This is a genomic window from Candidatus Fokinia solitaria, from assembly GCF_003072485.1.
GTDB classification, from domain to species: Bacteria; Pseudomonadota; Alphaproteobacteria; order Rickettsiales; family Midichloriaceae; genus Fokinia; species Fokinia solitaria.
The window spans coordinates 778706-800901 of sequence record NZ_CP025989.1; the positions used below are offsets into that span (position 1 = coordinate 778706).

General features: G+C 36.7%; 20 protein-coding genes. 8 read left to right on the forward strand and 12 right to left on the reverse strand.

What is annotated here, in order from left to right; genetic code table 11:
* The first annotated feature begins 30 nt into the window (after positions 1-30).
* Complete coding sequence (locus tag Fsol_RS03460; protein ID WP_108673491.1) at positions 31-2133, forward strand: AAA family ATPase; 2103 nt, start codon at positions 31-33, stop codon at positions 2131-2133.
* Positions 2134-2226: 93 nt separating this feature from the next.
* On the opposite strand, the gene uvrA is transcribed toward Fsol_RS03460, so the two are convergent.
* The 8 genes from uvrA to rpsQ form a co-directional block, all read right to left on the reverse strand.
* Positions 2227-5193, reverse strand: coding sequence for an excinuclease ABC subunit UvrA (gene uvrA, locus Fsol_RS03465; RefSeq protein WP_108673492.1), 2967 nt, complete (start codon positions 5191-5193; stop codon positions 2227-2229).
* A 165-nt stretch (positions 5194-5358) separates the two neighbouring features.
* Positions 5359-6099, reverse strand: coding sequence for an ATP-binding cassette domain-containing protein (locus Fsol_RS03470; protein WP_108673493.1), 741 nt, complete (start codon positions 6097-6099; stop codon positions 5359-5361).
* Positions 6083-6937: an ABC transporter permease gene (locus Fsol_RS03475; protein WP_108673494.1), complete on the reverse strand. Its 855-nt coding sequence runs from the start codon at positions 6935-6937 to the stop codon at positions 6083-6085. The genes Fsol_RS03470 and Fsol_RS03475 overlap by 17 nt, the downstream gene beginning before the upstream one ends.
* 1 nt (position 6938) lies before the next feature.
* Entirely contained in the window at positions 6939-7862 is a 924-nt protein-coding gene (locus Fsol_RS03480) for an ABC transporter substrate-binding protein (protein ID WP_158521648.1), read from the reverse strand.
* A 54-nt stretch (positions 7863-7916) separates the two neighbouring features.
* A complete protein-coding gene (locus tag Fsol_RS03485) occupies positions 7917-9167 on the reverse strand; it encodes a PD40 domain-containing protein (RefSeq protein WP_158521649.1) in 1251 nt (416 codons plus the stop codon).
* Positions 9168-9467: 300 nt separating this feature from the next.
* Positions 9468-9809, reverse strand: coding sequence for a 50S ribosomal protein L24 (rplX, locus tag Fsol_RS03490; protein WP_108673497.1), 342 nt, complete (start codon positions 9807-9809; stop codon positions 9468-9470).
* A gap of 36 nt (positions 9810-9845) precedes the next feature.
* A complete protein-coding gene (gene rplN / locus Fsol_RS03495; RefSeq protein ID WP_108673498.1) occupies positions 9846-10217 on the reverse strand; it encodes a 50S ribosomal protein L14 in 372 nt (123 codons plus the stop codon).
* Between the two features lie 32 nt (positions 10218-10249).
* Complete coding sequence (rpsQ, locus tag Fsol_RS03500; RefSeq protein ID WP_108673572.1) at positions 10250-10492, reverse strand: 30S ribosomal protein S17; 243 nt, start codon at positions 10490-10492, stop codon at positions 10250-10252.
* A gap of 327 nt (positions 10493-10819) precedes the next feature.
* Between rpsQ and Fsol_RS03505 the strand changes: the two genes are divergently transcribed.
* A complete protein-coding gene (locus tag Fsol_RS03505; protein WP_410519424.1) occupies positions 10820-11377 on the forward strand; it encodes a NuoB/complex I 20 kDa subunit family protein in 558 nt (185 codons plus the stop codon).
* A gap of 12 nt (positions 11378-11389) precedes the next feature.
* Here Fsol_RS03505 and Fsol_RS03510 read toward each other — a convergent pair whose 3' ends face one another.
* Positions 11390-12712 carry a TolC family protein gene (locus Fsol_RS03510; protein ID WP_108673500.1) on the reverse strand — a complete coding sequence of 441 codons (1323 nt, stop codon included), beginning with the start codon at positions 12710-12712 and terminating at the stop codon, positions 11390-11392.
* 338 nt (positions 12713-13050) lie between these two features.
* Between Fsol_RS03510 and Fsol_RS03515 the strand changes: the two genes are divergently transcribed.
* Positions 13051-13818 carry an enoyl-ACP reductase FabI gene (locus tag Fsol_RS03515; RefSeq protein WP_108673501.1) on the forward strand — a complete coding sequence of 256 codons (768 nt, stop codon included), beginning with the start codon at positions 13051-13053 and terminating at the stop codon, positions 13816-13818.
* Between the two features lie 80 nt (positions 13819-13898).
* On the opposite strand, the gene Fsol_RS03520 is transcribed toward Fsol_RS03515, so the two are convergent.
* Positions 13899-14186: an HU family DNA-binding protein gene (locus Fsol_RS03520; protein ID WP_108673502.1), complete on the reverse strand. Its 288-nt coding sequence runs from the start codon at positions 14184-14186 to the stop codon at positions 13899-13901.
* A 537-nt stretch (positions 14187-14723) separates the two neighbouring features.
* On the opposite strand from Fsol_RS03520, the gene Fsol_RS03525 reads away from it, so the two are divergent.
* The 5 genes from Fsol_RS03525 to Fsol_RS03545 all read left to right on the forward strand — a co-directional run bounded on the left by Fsol_RS03525 (position 14724) and on the right by Fsol_RS03545 (position 19677).
* Positions 14724-15029: a hypothetical protein gene (locus tag Fsol_RS03525; RefSeq protein WP_108673503.1), complete on the forward strand. Its 306-nt coding sequence runs from the start codon at positions 14724-14726 to the stop codon at positions 15027-15029.
* A 201-nt stretch (positions 15030-15230) separates the two neighbouring features.
* Complete coding sequence (locus Fsol_RS03530) at positions 15231-15944, forward strand: adenylate kinase family protein (protein WP_108673504.1); 714 nt, start codon at positions 15231-15233, stop codon at positions 15942-15944.
* Positions 15945-15977: 33 nt separating this feature from the next.
* Positions 15978-16952, forward strand: coding sequence for a methionyl-tRNA formyltransferase (locus tag Fsol_RS03535; protein WP_108673505.1), 975 nt, complete (start codon positions 15978-15980; stop codon positions 16950-16952).
* Positions 16953-17047: 95 nt separating this feature from the next.
* A complete protein-coding gene (locus tag Fsol_RS03540) occupies positions 17048-17878 on the forward strand; it encodes an adenylate kinase family protein (protein ID WP_108673506.1) in 831 nt (276 codons plus the stop codon).
* A gap of 296 nt (positions 17879-18174) precedes the next feature.
* Positions 18175-19677: a peptide MFS transporter gene (locus tag Fsol_RS03545; RefSeq protein WP_108673507.1), complete on the forward strand. Its 1503-nt coding sequence runs from the start codon at positions 18175-18177 to the stop codon at positions 19675-19677.
* Positions 19678-19903: 226 nt separating this feature from the next.
* Here the strand turns inward: Fsol_RS03545 and ssb are convergent, their stop codons facing one another.
* Positions 19904-20332: a single-stranded DNA-binding protein gene (ssb, locus tag Fsol_RS03550; RefSeq protein ID WP_108673508.1), complete on the reverse strand. Its 429-nt coding sequence runs from the start codon at positions 20330-20332 to the stop codon at positions 19904-19906.
* 141 nt (positions 20333-20473) lie between these two features.
* Positions 20474-22129 carry a glycine--tRNA ligase subunit beta gene (gene glyS / locus Fsol_RS03555; protein ID WP_108673509.1) on the reverse strand — a complete coding sequence of 552 codons (1656 nt, stop codon included), beginning with the start codon at positions 22127-22129 and terminating at the stop codon, positions 20474-20476.
* Positions 22130-22196 lie beyond the last annotated feature (67 nt).

The window sequence follows — 22196 nt, forward strand, 5'->3', positions numbered from 1 at the left end:
CAGCATTTTCCTTCTCATAAATAGCGAAAAATGAGTACTTTCCTCAAAGAACTTAAAATAACAAATTATAAATGCTTCGCGAAAGAGATTTCAATCGAGTTTAACGTGCCTAATAATAAAGAAAAAGGCTCCGGACTTACGGTACTTATTGGAAATAACGGCATAGGAAAAACTGCAATACTAGAGGCTATCGAATACTTAACATTAAATTACTTCTCCTTGCAGAATAAATTAGATGTCAACGACTTTTCTGATTACAGCAAATCAATTGTGCTTAGAGCTTCTACGAACGAAGCGAAGGAATACTCAATTGGAATTAGCGCAAGAGACAAGGGCTCTAGAAAAGCATTTACGGCACCATTTATAGTACAGCTAATGTCAGATGAAAAAAAACATATGACAAAGGAAGAACAGTTCAACCGAACGGATGAAACTTCGCAATCTGAACTACAAAAAAAAGTGGAAATTTTCTTCTTTAAGCATGATAGAGCGAAAGAAATATCAAGTACAGGATATAGAACGGCATTTCAGAAAATAACAGATGAACTAAATTGGCGCTTCTTAAGAAATATTAAGCAAAATGGCACTAATGCTGACGAACGACATGACAGTACTGCCGACAATGAAGAGACACTTAAAGCTCTAGTAGAAGAATTAAAAGAAACTTTTTCTGGGCATGAAAGGCCTCTAAAAGAATTCTTCGAAATATTGGAAAAACGCAAAGAGAATGCCTTTAAAGATGAAAAAGATGAAAAAGGTAAAAAAGGTGAAGAAGATAAAAAAGATGAGAGAGGAAGGCAATATCAAGCGTACTGTATAAACTTACTGATGATGATAGCATCTGCTGGCGATGATTCGCTACAAAAATGCGTCGCCACTCTCATAAAAAATGATGGAAGGCAGAGAAAGCTGGCGATAAAAGAAGATCCTGCCGATGATGATTCGCTACAGAAATGCGTCGCCACTCTCACAGGAGATGAGGCGGAAAAAAAGCTTAAGCTACTGCAGTATGCATTAAAATTTATGAATATTTCGCTATCAGAACGTTACTGCGAGTATGCAGATGAGCTAAAAACGCTACTTTCTGAAGGTAGTACTGAAAAGAGCCACATTCAGTTACGCCGCGCATTCGATGAATTGCAGAAGTATTTTCCAAATAATGAAGAAGTCAAAAATATAAATATCTCACCGTTCAATCTCTTACAGCCGTTTTCGAATGCATCTATCACATCACGCGCTGAGAAGTCACTATCACAAATAGATATATCAAGCTTAGGATCTGGTATTCAAATGATGATTGCGTTGCTTATATTGCGAGAGATTGCAGAAATGTCGCAAAACAACACAGCAAAGAGTACGAAAGAAACAGCACAAACAGAAGAGACAGAACAAACGCCAGGTCTTATTTACTTAATTGACGAACCAGAACTACATTTACATCCATCAGCACAGAGAAAATTAATGGAATTACTCCTCGAAGAATCAAAGACGAAGCAGATAATCATCGCAACTCACTCTACAGAGCTAATACATCCGATATTCTGTAAGAAAGAAGAGCCAGAAAAACACCATAACGACACGCCACAAACTGAAGGTGAAAACAAAAGCGAAAGGCAAAATGCTCCTATAAAACCATACTTCCGCATCTTCAAAAGAGAGTCACAGGAGATAACAGTCACTGCTGATGCAGTAAAGCTTCTGCTTCCCTTTCCATCACGAGAAGAAATAATTTTCCGCGCATTTGACGTATTTACTACAGATTTTCACAATGAGCTTTACGGCACACTTTATAGTAAGTTGGAGAAACAATTTTATGACGAGCAGAAGAATAAGAGATTTATTGCAGAGGAATTTGACAAGAAAGTTGCCGAACTTAAAGAGAATCTTAAAGAAGGAGAGCATATACCATCACCCGCAGAGAAAGAATGGAAAAAGTACAATTCAAAGAAAGGTGAAGTAATAGCAGAAAAAGTAACGATACATACTTACATAAGAAATTCAATACATCATCCTGAAAATACACTTAATACCCTTTACACAGAAAAAGAATTAAAAGAGTCGATCGAAACACTAATAAAGTTATTAGGAGATTTTCTCAAGAGAGAATCAAAACACAGAAGATTGAGATATTAGACTTTTTCAAGCGCTTACAAATGTACTTAAAATACACGACGTTCTGCGATAAATGGATCTGCTTTAATTTGCAAATCTCATTTTCGCAAAAAGTCACGCTTCTATCGTGCGAGATAGTCTACTAAGATACTCTCTTAAATACAGTCCAGTAACACTCTCTGGATGCTTGCATATATCTTCCGGACGTCCTACACATAGCACTTTACCACCTTTAGGGCCTCCTCCAGGGCCAAAATCTATCACGTAATCAGCCTGTGCCACAATACTCATATTATGTTCCACTACAACTACAGTATCGCCTCTATCAACTAATCTGTTAATCGTGGCAATCAACTTTGTAACGTCTTCTGGATGTAATCCTTTGCTTGGCTCATCCAACAAATATACTGTATGACTTCTAGAGAATTCTTCTCCTCCTTTCTCTAAGCTGAGAGTGGTGATATGTGCTCTTTTAGATAGTTCTCTAGACAGCTTAACGCGTTGCGCTTCACCACCGGAAAGTGTTGTTGCTGATTGCCCCATCTGCATATATCCTAATCCAACTTCTTGTAGTAAAGATATCTTTTCTCTTATTGCGGGCACATTTGCGAAAGCTTCCATCGCTTCATCAACAGAAAGTTCTAATATATCTGCTATAGAGTATCCATTCCACTTTATCTGCAATGTATCTTGATTGTAGCGTTTTCCTCCACACGCATCACATTGTATATACACATCAGGCAAAAAATACATTTCTACCTTAATCACGCCATCACCTTCGCATACCTCGCATCTTCCGCCTTTGATATTAAATGAAAATCTCGCTGCGGTATAACCATTACCGATAGAATCGGGAAGATTCGCGTATAATTCTCTAATTTGTGTAAACACGTTAATATATGTCGCAGGATTTGAACGTGGCGTTCTACCTATTGGCGACTGATCTATTCTTATTATTTTATCTACATTTTCTACTCCTGTGATTTTCTTATATAAACTTGAGTTAGTAAGTACTCCGTTGATTTTATTACTTATTGCTCTATAAAAGAGTTCTACGAAAGTGGACTTACCACTTCCTGAAACTCCAGTAATAGCCGTAAGCACTCCACACGGAATATCGATATCGACATCTTTGATGTTGTATGCTGTTGCGCCATAGATAGATAACATATCAGTATTGAGAGTTCTTCTGATACTTGGACAGCCAATATTTCTCTCACCTGAAAGATATAGACCAGTAATACTTTCCTTACATTCTGCAATCTCATTCGGAGTACCAGTAGCCACTACATAGCCACCTGCTTTTCCCGCGCCTGGCCCTACATCAATTACATAATCAGCTCTTCTGATAATATTCAAATCATGTTCTACTACTAAAAGCGAATTACCCATTTTTATCAGCGAACATATAATATCTATGATCCTATGTTTATCATGTTCATGTGCACCGGCACATGGCTCATCCAAAACATATACTATTCCACTCAAACTTGAACCTACTTGTCGCGTAATTTTCACACGTTGCCCTTCACCTCCAGAAAGAGTTTGCGCTTGCCTATCTAAGCTTAAATATCCAACACCAATTTCTTCTAACAGCAGCAGACGTTTTATAACCTCTTCAATCAATTGCTCAGCAATCTGCTTTTTCTTTTCATCTAACTTTCCATCTAATACTTTGAACCATTGTATTGCTTCCGTAATACTCATCTGACACAACTCGCCAATATGTATCCCCGCAATTTTCACGTGAAGTGCCTTATTATTTAATCTGTATCCCTTACAACATTTGCAATTTCTCACATCTCTATACTTTGTTAATTCATCTGCTAAATGCGTATTTGTCTGCGCATCTGCTCTTTTCTCAAGAAATGGAATGACTCCTTCGAACTCTTCTTCAATCATTGTGTATCTCGTACCATCACTATACTGAATTCTCAGAAGTTCTCCTCTTGAACCATCGAAAATAATATCCTGTACTTTCTGTGGTAAATCACAAAACGGCGTTGCAAGATCGAATGAGTATTTTTCAGATAATGCACGAAAGACTTGTACGCACTTTTTACGGAAACTTTCTGGTACAATCTTACTTTCTGCTGACCATGGATGTATTGCACCTTCCATCAAACTAAGACGAGGCTGAGGCACTACTAACTCTCTCGAGAAAAAGGATTCTTTACCTAATCCATCGCACTCTGGACATGTACCTTGAGGCACATTAAACGAGAACATCTTTGGAGTAGGCTCTTCAATTGTAAATCCGGAAACTGGACAAGAAAATCCTTGAGATAGTATCATCTCATATGGTTGTTGCGCAGGTGAAGCAATATGTAACTCTAATATTCCTCTACTAAGTCTCGTAGCTGTATTAACAAAGGAAAAAATCTGCTCTTTTAAACCATGATATGCTGTTTTATTTTTTCCCGCTAATGATACTTCGGAAAGAAAAAGATTACCTATAACAGCTTTGATAGTATGCACTACATTTGACTCAAGTATAGGTAAATGATCTACGTCATACTGAGTACCATCTATAGTAAATTTTCTATAGCCATTCTTCTTTAGAAGCGCTAATTCCTTTCTAAAATCTCCTTTTTGATTTTTCGCTATCAGTGCATGAAATGTAATATTCGAATCAGGAGGTAAAGATAGCACTTTTTCCACTACCTCAGTTGCTGCTTGTCTTTTTATTATTTGTCCTGTAGCGGGCGAATGCGGATCTCCTATAGAGGCAAACAACACACGCAAAAAATCGTATATATCCGTAATCGTAGCTACTGTAGAACGAGGATTTCTAGAGAATCCTTTTTGATCTATCGCAATAGGAGCGCCCATCCCGCATATACTTCCAAGCTTAGGCTTTGCTTGCTCTTCAAACTGCCTTGCATATGTACTAAGACCTAGATAAAGCCTCTTTCCTTCTGCATTTAACACATCCATTGCTAACGAACTCTTGCCAGAGCCGCTAACACCGGAAAAAACAACGAACTTCTCCTTCGGTACTTTTACGCTGACTTTTTTAAGATTGTTTTCAGATGCATCTGAGATAATGATATATTCCACTTTATTAGAAGATGTTGACATGCTATGCACACAGTAAATTCCATTTTTCAGTTAGCTGCTTCGCCATCCGACACTATTGATAATACCACAATTCGGAAAAAAATCCATTCAGATTCATCTTGATTATATATTTGTCTTATGCTTTTAAGCATCAACATAAGAAAATAAGTTCTGAAAACAGATGCATTATCCTTCTCCTAAAAGCTTGATTAATTCTAATGGTTTCAATGAAGATTTCTCTTTTTCTTTGAACTGATGCATTACGCTACCATCGTTTAAAATAATCAGCCTATCTCCATATTCTATAGCATGATGCATGTCATGCGTTATCATTAAAACTGTCTTTCCTCTTAGAATTTTCCTTGTGAGTTTCATTACGTTATCGGATGTTTTCGGATCAAGTGCAGACGTTATTTCATCCATCAGTAATATCTTAGATTCGGAAAGTAACGACATTACCACACTAAGAAGCTGTCGCTGCCCTCCGGATAAAGTAGCTACAAATTGATTTAACTTTCTCTCAAGACCTATATCCAATTCTTTCAGCTTTTCCATAAAAAAGCTTCTCCTCTCCTTTGTATTGTATAATCTCATCCCTCTTCTTTTCCCTTGCATATAAGCAAGATTAAGATTCTCGAATACTGTCATATCGCTAACGGTATTACTATCAGGATATTGCGTTACATACGAAAAAAGCTTTTTTCGCTGAGAAGAATGCATTGATTTGACACTATGTCCATCTACTGTTGCGCATCCGGTAAAATTTTTTATTTCGCCATTTATAAGGCGCAAAAAACTCGATTTCCCTACACCATTACGACCTACAATCATAATGAATTCATTTTCCATAATATCGATTGTGAGATTGTGAAATATGGAGTAATCATCAGTGTGCGCTTTTAAGCAGACATTACTTATCTTTATCATGCGATATACGTACTTTTGTGAGATAAATTACTATTGTCACCACAACGCCGGTAATCAGATTTACATCGTATACTTCCAAATGCAGCAACTCCACATGCAAAGCAAAAGCAATAATCAGCCTGTATATCACAGAGCCAACTATGCATGAAAGTATCGAAAAAATTACCGACTTCCTTTTAAATACCTTTTCTCCAAGGAAAATACCTGCGAATCCTACTACTAATGTACCAATTCCTTGCGATGTATCGCATAATTGCTGGTACTGTGCCATTAAACTTCCGCTTAACGCTATTGCGCCATTGCTAAGCCCTAATATCGCCAATGTAACGCCACTAACGCATATATTCACCGTTTTACATACAGCTTTATTGTACCCTATTGCGCGTGCAGATAATCCAAAATCGGTATTTAATACATAAGAAAAAGTACATAATACAAATACCAAAATGCATAATAATACCAAGATTGGAGAAATATTAGAAAATAGCGTATCATATCCTACTAATGATATATTGGAAACTCCCCCCATAATACGCATATTTACAGAATACAACATAAAAGCGACTAGTATTCCAGCAAGTAAATTCTGTACCTTACAATATATATGTAAGATTCCGGTAATAATCCCTACTACTACTCCAACAGCAAAAGCAGAAACTGTCGCTAGCACTACCGAAACTCCATTTGCAATTAAAGCGCCTGATACCGCAGCGCCACTCATAAAACTTCCATCACATGTCAAATCAGGAAAGTCTATTATTCGAAATGTAAGGTAAATCCCTATAGCTACTATGCTATATATCAGTCCTACTTCTACAGCAATTAAAATCTCTTCCATATCATCTCTTATTAACGATTATAGAAGCTTTTTGCAACACGTCAGACGGTACGGAAAAACCTATTTCATTACTCGTGAGTTCATTAATGGCAATTTCAATCTTCTCCGGATATAGAACTACGCCGCTTACTTCCTCATTATTAAAAGATTTTTTCAGTAACTCTCCTGTCATAACGCCAATCTTATATTGATTAGGCCCTATAGCACCTAAAACTCCTGCATACACCGTATCTACGTCTGTACAATACAACGGTACATTATTTTTCTTGCAAAATTCAGCTATATTTGAAATAGCACTTAGCGCGGTATTATCGTTACTAATTATCACTGCATCGACTTCTTTCATCATAGAAGATAAACAAGAATTTACATCAGTAACCTTCAACAAAGCACGCTTCACCAATTTTATGTTAGATCGTGAACACGCTTTTGACAGATCATCTACTATATATTGCGAGTTTATTTCACTTGGATTGTATAATATTCCCAAACTTTTTATAAGAGGCTGCATTTCAGTTATTATCGCAAGGTACTTTTCTGATCGCAAGAAATTACTCACACCTGCTACATTCTTGCTTTTTAGCAAACCTGCTTTATATGGCTCAGTGACGGATGAAAAAACAATAAGAGTATCACGCTTCTTTCTTGCGTTTAATAGCATCTGCGCTGCCATTGTACCGACGCCTACTACTGCTTTCGGATTTGACGAAAAGTACTGCGAAGCAATCTGATGCGCAAGTGCAATATTGCCTTGTGCAGATTTTATGCTTACTGATGCGAAATCTTTTACAGTATCTTGAATAGCAGAAGCTACAATATCTAGTGCTGGATGATCCGCAGATTTCAGAATTAATACCGTATTTTCTGCCGCACAAGCGATAAATGCATAACATACAAATACTTTGAGTAGTACATATCTAATCATGATGCATATAGATGAATAACGGTACATTTTTGCATATCCATTTTTTATAAGTTACTACCTCATTCTATTCCATGATAAAGAACTAGCATGAGTCGCTACTACAGATTCTTTATTTCCATTTATATCGATAAAATATATGCTGCTGATACCTCCATTTCCCTTACGTGCGCTAAACATCATACCAGAACCATTCGGTGCCCATGCAACATTATCAACTAGCAATGCACTATTTAAAAGCTTTTCTTCACTGCCATCAGCATTCATGATACCAAGATAGAACATACCATTTAAGCGCTTACTGAATGCTATATAATTTCCATCTGGAGAATACGATGGAGTAAAGTACTGTCCACTACCAGTACTAATCTGATTGATCTTTCTCGTAGCTGAGTTAAGAGAGTAGATTCTATTGATACCACTATGATCAGAGGTAAATACCATTCTCGTACCATCATATGAATATTGCGCATTCGTAATAATAGCGTTTTTCACGGATAGTAAAGGTACCGTCTTACCACTACTCAAAGAGTACTCATATAAACCAGTAGTCCCCATATACGCTATGGAAAAGATCATCTTTCTCATATCCGGAGAAAAATTTATCGAAAAAATAGTGCCTTTTAGTGAAAGAATTGGTTTCACACTACCATTCTCAAGATCTAGTCTCATAACGACTGTTCTATGATTCCAGTACTCTATATAATACAGCTTCGTACCACATGGACTAAATTGTGGATTATGTACTATATTTTTACCGTTTGTTACGTATACAGCATTATCGCCGTTATAATCCGCTATCACCAGCTTCGTAACTTGCTTTTTAGCTTTTTTCAGTTCTTTCACAAACGCCACTTTTGTAGCGAAGTAACCATTCTGACCAGTGATGTATCGATAAATTCGATTCGATATCGCATGCGAAACTTCTCTCCAACTACTTATTGGTACTACTTTAGAAAAGGTATCAACTTGCTTCTTAAGTTTTACATCAAATAACTTATAAGATACCAATATTGAGTCAGCTGCTTTGTTACGCTCTACCCGTCCGAGTATTATAAGTGACGTACCACTCTTTTGCCATAAATGAAAGTTTGGCACATTCGTGAATCCTACATTTTCTAAGAATCCTCTAGGATCTGAAATACTAAAAATTCCTGAAAAAGATAAATCTTTCGCAATTGCTGTAGAAATTTTCTGCGATACCGGAGACGCATCACCGTGAAACGGAAAAATCGCACAATCTACGAAACGTACTTTATTTTGGGAGATTTTCAGTTCCAAAACAGCATGCGATGTATTCGCAAGCATCAGAGAGAATACAGCAAAAAGAAGGTAGGCTACTATGCGCCTAGAAGCAGAGAGACACATCGCAGAAATTGGTTAATTCTCGTATAACTCGAGTCTGTACACATGCGATGAAAATGTCAACGATTTCAATGTCTCTTTTCTACGATAAGTTACTACTGCACCGCAAATAGATATATGCAAGAACGACAGAAGCAATGCAAATATGCTTTCTGCACTTCTTACACTATCAAAGCGAAATCATTAAAGAACGTTTATAAACATCTTTCGGCAAATAACAGCGCATTAAGCGCATCACACCACCTAAGCCTTTTCTATACTTGTGCTTTTAATGTACTCAGGAGACTGAATATCTACGCCACTTCTCTTACTATACCTTATTTTCTTACCATCTGACACTTTAAAGCCTATACGGCATGGCTTTCTATCACTTGGATCGATATGCATTACCTTAGATAAAGGAAGTGGAAATTCTATATTTTGATATCCACCTGCATTAGCTTTCTGTTTTTTGCTTCTGATATTCACACCTGCAACTACCACTTCGCATTCACTTGCAAGTACAGCTAATACCTTGCCAATTTTTCCCTTATACTTTCCGGAGATTACTATCACTTCATCACCCTTTACAACTCTAGCAGCCATAGTCAAAAATAAATTAATTCAACAATTAAACAATCATTACAACACTTCTTGTGCTAGAGAGATAATCTTTGTAAATCCTAACCCTCTTAATTCGCGTGGCATCACGCCAAAAACCCTAGTTGCAAGAGGTTCGCCTGCTTCATTTATTATAACAGCAGCATTCACGTCGAATTTGATATAACTACCGTCCTTTCTTCTAACCTCTTTTTTCGTTCTTACAACTACAGCTTTATACACTCCACCAGCTTTTACTAACTTTGGATTCGGTATCGCATCCACTACGGATACCACTATTCTATCACCAATAGAACCGAATCTTCTCTTCGAGCCACCAAGCACTTTTATACACTTAGCAAATTTAGCACCAGAATTATCGGCAACTAATAGTACCGTACCAGGTATAATCATAATAAAGAAACAGTAAAAATTTTATAATCCGATCAATTAGCGATTTTATCGTATAACACCATCCATCTTTTTAACTTAGATATTGGCCTCGACTCAATGATAGAAACTGCATCTCCACACTTAAAAGCAGAGTTAGGATCGTGCGCATGATATTTCTTTGTAACTGAAACTATCTTTCTATACTTTGGATGCTGAAACTTTCTCTCCACCTCAACGACAACGGTACTCTGTTGCTTATCACTCACAACAACACCTTTTAGTATTCTTTTTGGCATTTCCACACTATCATATACCGATAAACTACGTCGGATGCTAGATAACTCATAAGTAAAAGTCAAGCTGTAACGAATATGATCGGTACTCTCTTCAGTATCGAAAATGATAGTAATAAGCGTATTCAAGAGAGAATTCATCAACTTGAGTGTATTGATAAATTGCACCGAATTATTTTATGATACCTTTATAGTCATCGAGATGCATTAATTCACAATCTCAAATTTGCTTCATAAACAAGTCACTTGTATCACTTATCACTCTTAAACATAATCGATGAATAGATGAATAACAAAAAGAACGATGACATACTATGTAATTATCACGGTATAAAGCATATTGCTGTCACAGATGAAGAGTGTTTAATCAAGGAAATTTCAGCGCAATATTCAAAGACTGGCTTTGTCAAAGCTAAATTCATGGAATTGCTTGCATGGGCGAGAGTAGGCTCTCTGTGGCCAATGACATTTGGTTTAGCATGCTGTGCTGTAGAGATGATGCATGCAGCAGGAAGTAGATATGATATGGATAGATTCGGAATGCTCTTTCGCGCAACGCCTAGACAATCTGATGTCATCATAGTTGCTGGCACTCTGACAAATAAGATGGCTGCAGCGCTACGTATGGTCTATGATCAGATGCCAGAACCGAGATGGGTGATATCAATGGGTAGCTGTGCAAACGGTGGAGGATATTATCACTACTCATACTCTGTAGTGAGAGGATGCGATCGAATTATACCAGTAGATGTGTATATCCCTGGTTGCCCTCCAACTCCGGAAGCACTACTATACGGATTCATGATTTTGCAAAGAAAAATCAAAAGACAGCATAGAGAGGCGGCGTACGACAAACTGAAGCAGAATACCGCGCCACTCTCAAATTAAGCTTTTCGATATCTAAGCGTCATCACCATATCCTGTAGGTTGCGTCCACTCTTTACCTATAAGAATTTTAGGAGAAAGATACTTGAGAGTACCCATATTACCAAGCATTTCAACAATCGATGACGTGTAGTAAAAAACGCTATCATAAAACGCTATTTCTGCTTCATACGCATCAACTTGCGCTCTCATAGAATCAGTAAAATTCTTCGTACCTACCTCGTACTCTATTGCTGTATCCTTAGCAAGCTTCACACGATGCATCAAGGCAGCTTCACGTGCTTTCATCAAGACCACATTACTCTCCATTCTTCCCCATAATTTCTTCGCTTCTTCTATTGCTACCGCTTTAGCATCTCTCCAGGCAATTTTAGTACGATTTTTCTCACTATTTTGAGCATATATTCTAGCGTAATCCACTGGTACGAATATAGGCACCCTAACATTAAGAGAGAGTGTTTTACCTCCGAATAAGTAAGCACTTGTCTCAGAATCATATACACTTTGTGAAGTATCCGGTGCAATGTTATAAGATACATCGACGGAAGCACCAAGCCTTGAAAGTGCTGCTACAGAATGCGCTTTCTCTCTTTTGTAAGAAAAAGAACTTTGCATAATAGCATCATTATGTTGCATTGTAACATCAATCACAGCATCCAAAGAAGCAGGCATAGAAACATTGTGAAAATCAACATGAGAGAGTTTTATGTGCTCATCTGGAAATTCAGTACCAGTCAGATAGCGGAATTTTCCTTTTTCTTCTTTTAGCGATTCTTCTGCTGCTGTTAACTGACTGACTGCATTCGCCATCTGATATTCTGCCTCTGCTAAATCGGAAGAGGCAATCACTCCAAGAGAAAACTTCACTTTTGCTTTATCTAAAGCATCTTCATAGTACCTTTTTTGTCTTTGCCTAATCACAACTACATCTTTATCATGAAGTACCTTTTCATAACTTAATATCACCTGTGCAGTAACTTTAGTAACGGTATCGTAGAACATGTATGTGTCAGCATTTTTGTCGGCATTTGAAGAAACGATATCCATCATATCTGCACCACTTTTAAAGATGTTACAGCTTATCTGCAATGAAGCATTCTCGCTGATGTTACGTTCTACTTTCTGCCCCGTAAACGTCTTCGCGTCCTTTACAGTAGAAATAGAATATCCCCAGTTCGCTGTAGGTAATAGAGTAGCAAGCGCCATATTTTCCCTACCGGATGATGCACTCACCTTCTCCTTCGCAGCAGCTATTTTCTGATTATTCTGCAAAGCGGCATCTATAGCCATCGAAATATCATACGCTTCAGACTTGATAAACGAAAAACATGACGACATGAACGTCACTACGATGAAAAAGAATCTTAACACTATCTATTGCTACCCCTCTGTTCGAATTTTCACTAGTGGATTTTGAAGAGATAGCACTACAATGTCAAGGATGACTTAACAATATGTGTATCCTTTGAATTAGTAGCAAGAAAATCACACACATCCGTAAGTTTCAAGCTATCAAAAAAACAGTTTAATACGGACATTTTTGATACTGAATTTTATCGTCGTATCACGATACTATTGATCATTTTTACTCACAACTATAGATTACGGCGAGTATTCGGCTATTGGATATCTTCAATCGCTTTGCTTCGATATTAACTAATGCATTTTACACTAGCATGCTAAAGAATAAAATAGGTCTTATAGTTGGTCTCTCAAATGAGTACTCAATTGCATATAAAACGGCTGTACAATGTTACAATGCCGGTGCTACTCTAGCACTTTCGTGCCAAACACAACTTGCATCTCGCGCAATGCCACTAGCACAGAAAGTACAGGGAACGCTGTATGAGTGCGATGCTACCGATACCGCATCTGTTGATTTAATGATTCAGCATGTTAAGGAAAAATTTGGAAAATTGGATTTTGTGATACATAGCGTCGCATTTGCTCCTAAAGAATGTCTGTCAGGGCGCTTTTTAGACACTTCACATTCTGACTTTTCGCTCACTATGAGTGCTTCGTGCTTCTCATTTATCTATCTTGCAAAAGCTGCATCAGAATTAATGCACGACGGAGGCAGTATAATAACGATGACATACTACGGCGCGCAAAAAGTTATACCTAATTACAATGTAATGGGAGTGGCAAAAGCAGCATTAGAAGCCTGTGTAAGATATGCTGCTCTAGATCTTGGTACAGAAAAAATACGCGTTAACGCTATCTCTGCAGGCCCTATCAAGACTCTTGCAGCTTCCGGCATAGGCGGATTTAGCAAAATGCTTCATTGGGTTGAAAAGAACTCCATTATGAGAGAGAATGTAAGCGGCGCAGATGTAGGAGATAGCGCTGTATATCTAGTCAGTGATATGAGTAAAAACGTCACGGGACAGACTTTATTCGTTGATTCAGGCTATAGCGTAGTAGGTATGAAACTGGAAGAGTAAGCAAATTTTATCAGGAGATCGTGAAGAGATTTTATACAGCACTGCAAAATATCTTCATTTTCTCCTCTCTTATATATCAATTAGCCTAATTCGTTCTTTGATTTGAAAAAGAAATGATCAAGTGACATCTTATTCTCCATCATCTTGCTGAGTATGAAGTTCGTAGGAGTAAATTTGAGAATCTCATGCACATCCTTTTCATCTACGGAAATGGTACCAAGATACTTTATGGTCAACTTCTTCTCTTCTACAAGAGTCTCAATCATGGCACTTACTACTGTCTTTATGCACTTCGAAGCCTTCTCAGGGCTATAACCTACATCACTAGATACTTGCTGCAACAACAGTATAGAATTATTTAGTTCCATTTTAGATATTAGTATTTGTTATTACTTACTTTTAGATTGTAGCTAATGCACTAACAACACAATAGGCAGATATATCAACATACGCATGTAAATTGCACGTAATGCTACCATAATACTAAAAGTTTCGCTTTGGAGGAGGATACTACAATCATCTATTCATAACAAGAGAAATGTTATGCAGATATAAATTAAAAGCATAGAATATGTATATATTCGTGTGAAGCAGTATCGCTTGTCTTATTTTTTTCTCTTCATCTAACCGAAAAATCCACAAGAATTACCTAATATATCACATTAATAGAAGAGATGTTAATATTCATAACTCAGTATGAACAAAAATCCAACATAGATTAAACATACTTGTTACGAAGCTATACTAAAATTCGATAAATATAAGATTCATAATATTGCAATGTTTTTATTTCTTTAGAATAAGATTCGTCATTCAACATTAAAAATAAATTTAATTATTATTGATATATTAGGGTAATATATATTATCATTAAATATATCTCTTCATACTTGTTACGTTTCACAATGCAAATTCATAATGATATAAATCCGAAAGTCTTCGAAGCAGTAGGAGATGAAGTCTCAAAAAACATCGCAATGTCGTTAGCAAAATTCAGCAATTCGAAATACAAAAAAATACAAGGTAGGCTTTTTATCAAAGCTACACCGAATATGGAGGAAAATATTACAAAAACTACCGCAGAAATTGCAGCGCTCACAAAGCGCGAAGTCGCAATTTCTCTCAAAAAAGGTATTGTAGAAAAAATGAAACACGGAGTGACATCATTCAGAGACAGATTACTTCGCAGTAGCAAAGAAAAACAAAGATAACAAAAATGCAATTCACATAATATTTCCTCCTTTATCAAGACAATAAAGTTTAACATTTGAATACTTCATATGCGGCATATTTAGCCTTTTCTTTTCTCGCTCCGATTCTTCAAATCGCATCAGTTATCGAACTTTATCAGCCTTGCACATTAGATTAAATCATAGTACATTCTACAGTTGTTATACGAATATAAGTTCTTCATGCTGAACTCTGTTAAAGCAATCCTGCTAGGATGTCCAGGCAGTGGTAAAGGCACTTTAGGAAAGGAAATATCGAAATTTCTTTCGATACCGATCCTTTCTACTGGAAAATTGCTCAGGAAGCTTTTTGCTAGCAAAGAACAGAATGGAAATAAAATCAACGGAGGCGCACTACTGGAAGACGATAAGATGATGCATATTCTGCAAGAAACATTAGTAAAAACAGAGTATACCAACGGAGTTATACTAGACGGATACCCTAGAACGATAACACAAGCAGAGTTATTAGATAACGAGATAAAAAAAAAGGACGACACTATAATACTCGATATAGCAGTTAAGCCTGAAATCGCCATTAAGCGGATTGTAGGAAGATTTATGTGCAGTCAATGCGATAGTATATACAATCTCTTCTTTAAGCTACCTTATATCAACAATATCATTCTAACGCAGGATATAACTGTGAAAGATCTGCTATCAAGTAATAATTCATCGTGTAAATGCGATCACTGCGGTAGCGAAACATTTTACAGTCGCGAAGATGATACCGAAGAAATAGCGTTAAAAAGGTATAAAGAATACGTCAAAAACACATTACCACTTACTGACTACTATAAACACAGAAAGTTCTATTTTCACTTCGATGGCAATAACTCATCTCAGCACTTATTCGATGAAGTAAAGAATGTGCTTCATGCAAAGAAAGATAACTAGTATATTAATTTCTTAAGTATTTATTAAAGCTACATGACATTGGTATTCATGGGTTCAGGAGAGTTCGCTTTATATCCATTGTTAAAGCTCCTTAAAAGCGAACATAAAGTGAGTGCAATATATACAAAAGGTGAAAAAAATAATCCGATTCTGAACTTAGCGCATGAAAACAGTATTCAAGTTTTTACTCCAAATTCTCTCAAAAGCGAAGACCATGTTACACAACTGAAAATGCTCGCTCCCACCATATGTGTAGTAGCATCGTATGGACTCATCATTCCTTCATCAATGCTTAATATTCCAGTAAACGGATTTATTAATATACATCCATCATCATTACCAAGATGGCGCGGCGCTGCTCCAATTCAACGTGCGATAATATCTGGAGACAGACATATCCACGTATGCATTATGCAGATGGATAGCGGACTTGATACAGGAAATATAATACTATCTCAACTGGTAGAACTCAAAGACGAAACATACTCTGAGATTTTACCGATTCTTTCCAACATAGGTGCAAATTTACTGCTTGAAGCATTAGAATTAATAAAAAAAAACACAACAATCTTCATAAAACAAGCTGAAGATGGCATTACATATGCTGATAAAATCAAGAACACAGAATGCATGATAAGTTATGATAAAACAGGATACGAAGTACATAACCTTGTAAGAGGACTCTCTAAAATAGCATGCGCTTTTCTACTATTTCAGCAAAAAAGATTAAACTTGATAAAAAGCACTCTACTAAAATTTGGAAGTACTGAATATCAACAATACTTATGCACCGCTCAAGTTCTCTGTAATCTGCAATCTTTTTCAAAAGTCCATACAAAACATAGAATAGAGTTGCAAAATGCCGATCTGCTATTCGCTAAGAAAAAAGGCATAGGAATCTATTTTGCAGGCGATAGAAGTATACTAATTCTCGAAATAGTACAACTCGAAGGTAAAAAGATTATGTCTGGTGCAGATTTCTCAAACGGTCTATTGGTTAAAATATAACCCTCTTCAGTTTTACTTACTTTTTTTGAGATAAAGATTGCTTATTTCATACCTTTGAGTAATATCAACTCCGAATATGAAATTTTTTATTGAGAATGAAGAAATTTTTAACAGCAGTACTGCTCTCTGCGGTCGTTTTCATTAGCGCGTGTAGTCCGCAACATACTAATCTTGATAGCACTACTCAAGAAAATCCTATCTCAAGAGTAAAGATAATTCTCTTAGGTGCGCCAGGTAGCGGCAAAGGCACTTTCGGTGCAATGCTTTCCACTCAACTTAATGTTCCAATATTGTCAATGGGTGATGCAATACGAGAGTATTTCAAATCCTCTTCCGATCCTAAGGCTGCACAACTACAAGGCGGCAAACTGTTAGATGATGAAACTACTATTCAGATTTTAAAGAAAAAACTGTTAGAGCCACAGTATGCAAATGGTGTCATATTAGACGGATATCCACGTACAGTAGCGCAGGGACTTATGTTAGATGAGGCTTTAGGCGCTAGCAACTCTCCAATCATTATCAACGTTCATGCTTCTCTTAATGTGATAGAGAAAAGAAGTGCTGGTCGCTTTATGTGCGCTGAGTGTAATGCAATCTACAATCTATACTTCAGCTTGCCAAAGATACATGATAAGTCTCTCGATAGCGGCAAAGTCACAAGAGCACAGATGTTAGCACGTGATAATATGTGCACTTGCGATCATTGTGGAAGCAAGAAATTCTATGCGAGAAAAGACGATACACGTAAGGTGATATTGCATAGATATTGCGAATATCGGAAGAATACCTTGCCGCTTATAAAGCACTACCAAACGTATCCTGCTTTCTTCACTGTTGATGGCAATTGCTCCATTTCCCTTCTCTCTCAGCAAGCTATAACTCTTGCAGAGAAGCTTCGCCCTCTTCTCGCTGCTAGAAAATAGAAGCATCTAACTTTCCAAAAAGTGGCTTTTGCTCTTTTTGGAAAGGAAGCTGTTTTCTAGTAATCACTGCACTCAGCTTTGAGTATCCTCCTCGTCCGTGTTGCTGCGGCTAGCGATATAAAAAGCGTAAAAAGATTAGATACAGTAAAGTGCTACGGTTTTTCACTGCATTACTATAATACAGTACTTTCTATTTACTTCTTGCATCTCAATCCTTACAATCATTGCCTTAGGTAGGTATATTTTTTCTTTGTCAAATAACACTTTAATTATCTTATAAAGTCTTCATTTTTCTTATGAGTAGCACGAAATCTCTTACAAATGACACATTTCCTAATTTCTTATGCCTTCTCTTCTTCGTCGAAATGTGGGAACGCTTCAGTTATTATGGAATGCGTGCTTTGCTCGTACTATTCTTGACATCTTACATTGGAGTTACAGATAAAAAAGCGTACGTTATATACTCTCTCTTCGCAGCAATATCGTATGCAGTACCGATCATAGGAGGCTATCTTGCCGATCGAGTCATGGGATTTAGAAAAATGGTCATAATAGGTGCTCTCGTCATGACATTTGGACATACCGCACTAGCACTCTCTGGCACTGATCTATGCGCAATATTTCTTGGATTAAGTTTAATTGGAGTAGGCACAGGGTTATTTAAAGGTAACATCACTAATCTTCTTGGAGAATGTTATCGTCATAAAGAAGAAGATAGAAGTACAGGCTTTGGATTATTTTATGTAGGAGTCAATGTAGGTTCATTTTTAGCTTCCATTTCATGCGCAATCGTAGCGCATCAATATGGATGGCATTACGGCTTTGGATTAGCAGGATTTGGCATGTTATTAGGATTAATAACTTTTATTAAATTTCAATATGTCTTAGGAGATACTGGAAGAAGTCCTATAAATAGCACAAAGCTCATGAACATCATGCAATTCTCAGGAGTGATAATTTTCAGTATCATTTTATCTATCATATGCACCGTCTCGTTTGAAAATTCAGAGTTATTTGTCAACGTGCTGCAATACTTCGGATTTGCTCTCCTTATAATCTTCGGATATATCACGTATAAAACAGATGAACGTTACAGAGAAAATATGTACATTATAGCGATAATGACAATTTTCTTAATGCTATTCTTCGCATTAGAGATGCAGCTTGGGTCATTGATCAATTTATTCACTGAAAGAAACGTTACTAACAGCATCTTAGAAATACAAATTCCTGCAGCAATTTCTCAAGCAATTAATCCAATCTCTGTTATTCTATTCGGTCTTTTGTTCAATACCTTCTTTAAGCTACGTAAGTCGTTAGATACGTTTAGAATGCTGCTGGGAATACTTGCAATTGCAGCATGTTTCTTCATACTTTACTTCGGTTGTATAAATGCTGATACTACAAGCCGCGTGCACTATGTATACCTTATAGTGAGTATATCAATCATGGGACTTGGAGAAATTTTCATCGCTCCCGTAGTACAATCATATGTATCCTTACTTGCGCCTCAAAAATATAAAGGACTCATTATGGGCATAATGCTACTCTCACTTGCATTTTCTAATTTAGGAGGGGTAGTAATTGCAGAATTTATGTCTATACCACACGATAACGGAATATCTACAGCATATAAATCTCTTCAGATATATAAAAAGGGATTTTGGGATATAGCTATTTTCAATCTCTACATAGCTATAGCATTTATTCCATTCGGTCTATATATCCACAGAAAGCTCTCAAAGAGAAACAGCACTAATGAGAGTGATACAAACGATCATAGCGTAAGCACACACTAGTAGCTGTAAGTATAGATTTGAAGAAACGCATTTAATCTATTGTTCTTCATAAAGGGTAGTGATAAGCGCAGAGGACGTATATCGCCATGAATAAAAGAAATGCAAGAGAACTTTTTAGAGAGGTCATTTTCCACTTTATGAAGCAGTACTATACTCTGTCTTGCCCGCTACTTCCAAACAAAATACACAACTGCTCAAATATTAGGTACGATACGAGAGATATCATTTAAAAATTGATTACATCGTCATCATTATCATCTTCTGCACCATGTTCCGTCTTTTGCTGATGCCCTACATGTTCTAACTTTAGTAAAGACGATGAGTTACTTTGCAATACTATTTCAGTTACGCTTCTCTTCTCGTCCTGGCTACCTTTCCACAATCTTGTATGCACAGAACCTTCTATATACAGCGCATCTCCTGCACGTACATTCTTTTTTACAAAGCTAACAATCCACGGTACAAATACACAAATCCTGTGATACTCCTTCTTCGTCACTTTAGTTCTATCTCTTGTAATCCAGTGCTCTACCGTATACAGGGTAAAGTTTATCACTTCTTTTTCCTCTCCAGTTCTATCAGTTCCTGACGTTTTTCTCACTACAGGATCGCGATCTACTATTCCTACTAATGTTATTTTATTCTTTGTTTTCATGTTACACAGCAACTCACTAAAAGATTTATTGAGTCTGATGGTGTTATGAAAGAAAGTCAATATACAAAATAAAACAAGTGCCACACTTTATACAAAGCAGCATACTTATCTTGAGAGTCTCTATATTAGATAGTGCATGATTTACCTCTTCTCGCGCAGAAATTCTATCACATCCGCTCGCATAAAGTTCTGCATTATGTCATCTTCAATAATACCATAGCATGCCAATATTCTATTTATCGATATTGCAGCTCTTCTCAAAGCATATGGATCTTTAGTGCTAGATGGCTTTATTCCAATTTCAAACATCTCATTAAGAGTATCTAATCTATCACTCAAACTTAATACAATACCTAAAGTAGATACAGGTAGCATTGCATCTCCTTTACCTAAGGGGTGATAATGTTCTTTAATTGCCATTACAACATCATCACTCTCTCCATGAAGTTTTGCATAATATGCTCCTATAATTCCTTGCAATTCTGGAAATTCGCTTACCATTTCCGTAGTTAAGTCCATTTTTGATAAATAGCATGCTCTTTCAATAGAATACGACTCTACTGTAGTAGCAAAGTAGTGCTTAATTTTATCATAGAGTTGCATGCCGATGTTTTTCATTCTTTCAACTTTCTGATACATTGAGCCTATTTTTTCATGAAACATTAGCCCCTTTAACTTATCAATTAGTACATCAAGCGATGTGTTGCATTCTTTAAGAAAAATGAAGCGCGCATCTTCTAATCTTGCTTGTACCACTTTCTCGTTACCTCGAATGACACTATCTACATCATAGTGTGCTGAAGCTATATCATTCACTATAATAAAGTATGGGGCAATTTCTCCTTCACTCTTGTATTGTAGCATCATACATCTTTGATGATGCTTAACAGTCGTGATTAACACTTCCCTCGGTAACGACATGTATTTCTCTGATATTGTACCAAGCAATACACTAGGAAATTCAGTCATTGCGCTATTTGTGTGCAGAAGCATTTCATCTTCTATCATTACGGTAGAATCAGGTATAATAGCTGATATGTTCTCTCTAATACGACTCACACGTTCCATGCTCGACACAATTACACCATATTTTTTCAAGATATTCGCATAATCAGAAGCGTGAGATATTGTAATACATTCGCCAAAGTAATTTCCTACAAGATTATCAATACCACTCTGTAATGTCGTAATAGGGGGGATATATCCATCATGCCGTTCACTATATATTCTATGTCCAACTGTTTTATTAGACGAATGCAAATGTCCGAACGTGAATGGTATCACATCTTCATTGTACATACATAATACCGAATATAGAGGCCTTACCCACTCTATTTCATAACTCCCCCATTTCATTGATTTCTCCCATCTATATGAAAGAATTGCATCGCGTATTATAATACCGAGATTTTTCAAGATCTCCTTTTTGCCACATATTTTCTGATGATATACATAATTCACACCATCTTCTATCAAATCAGCCTTATTCGTTATCTCATGCTTTTTCATGAAAGCGGCAAGTATTTTATCATCGCAATCAATCTTCGGTCCTTTAATAATACTCTTGATTAAAACAAGTTCTGAATGAAGATCCGGTAAATTGTTGATAAATAATCCTATTCTTCTAGCAGAATACAAATCGTACGATACAATGATATCTTCTTTGCAGAAGTTGTTGTAATTCTTGTAATAGAGTGTCACAGCGTCCACTACGTTTTTACCTATTTCCTCTGTAGCTTTTTTCTGCATACTCATCGGTATTTCACCGGATAAAAGCTCTAGTAACAAAGCAGCCATGTATCTTCGTAAATATAATACGGATTCTACTTAGATACCATTTTCTACATTCGATGTCATACAATAT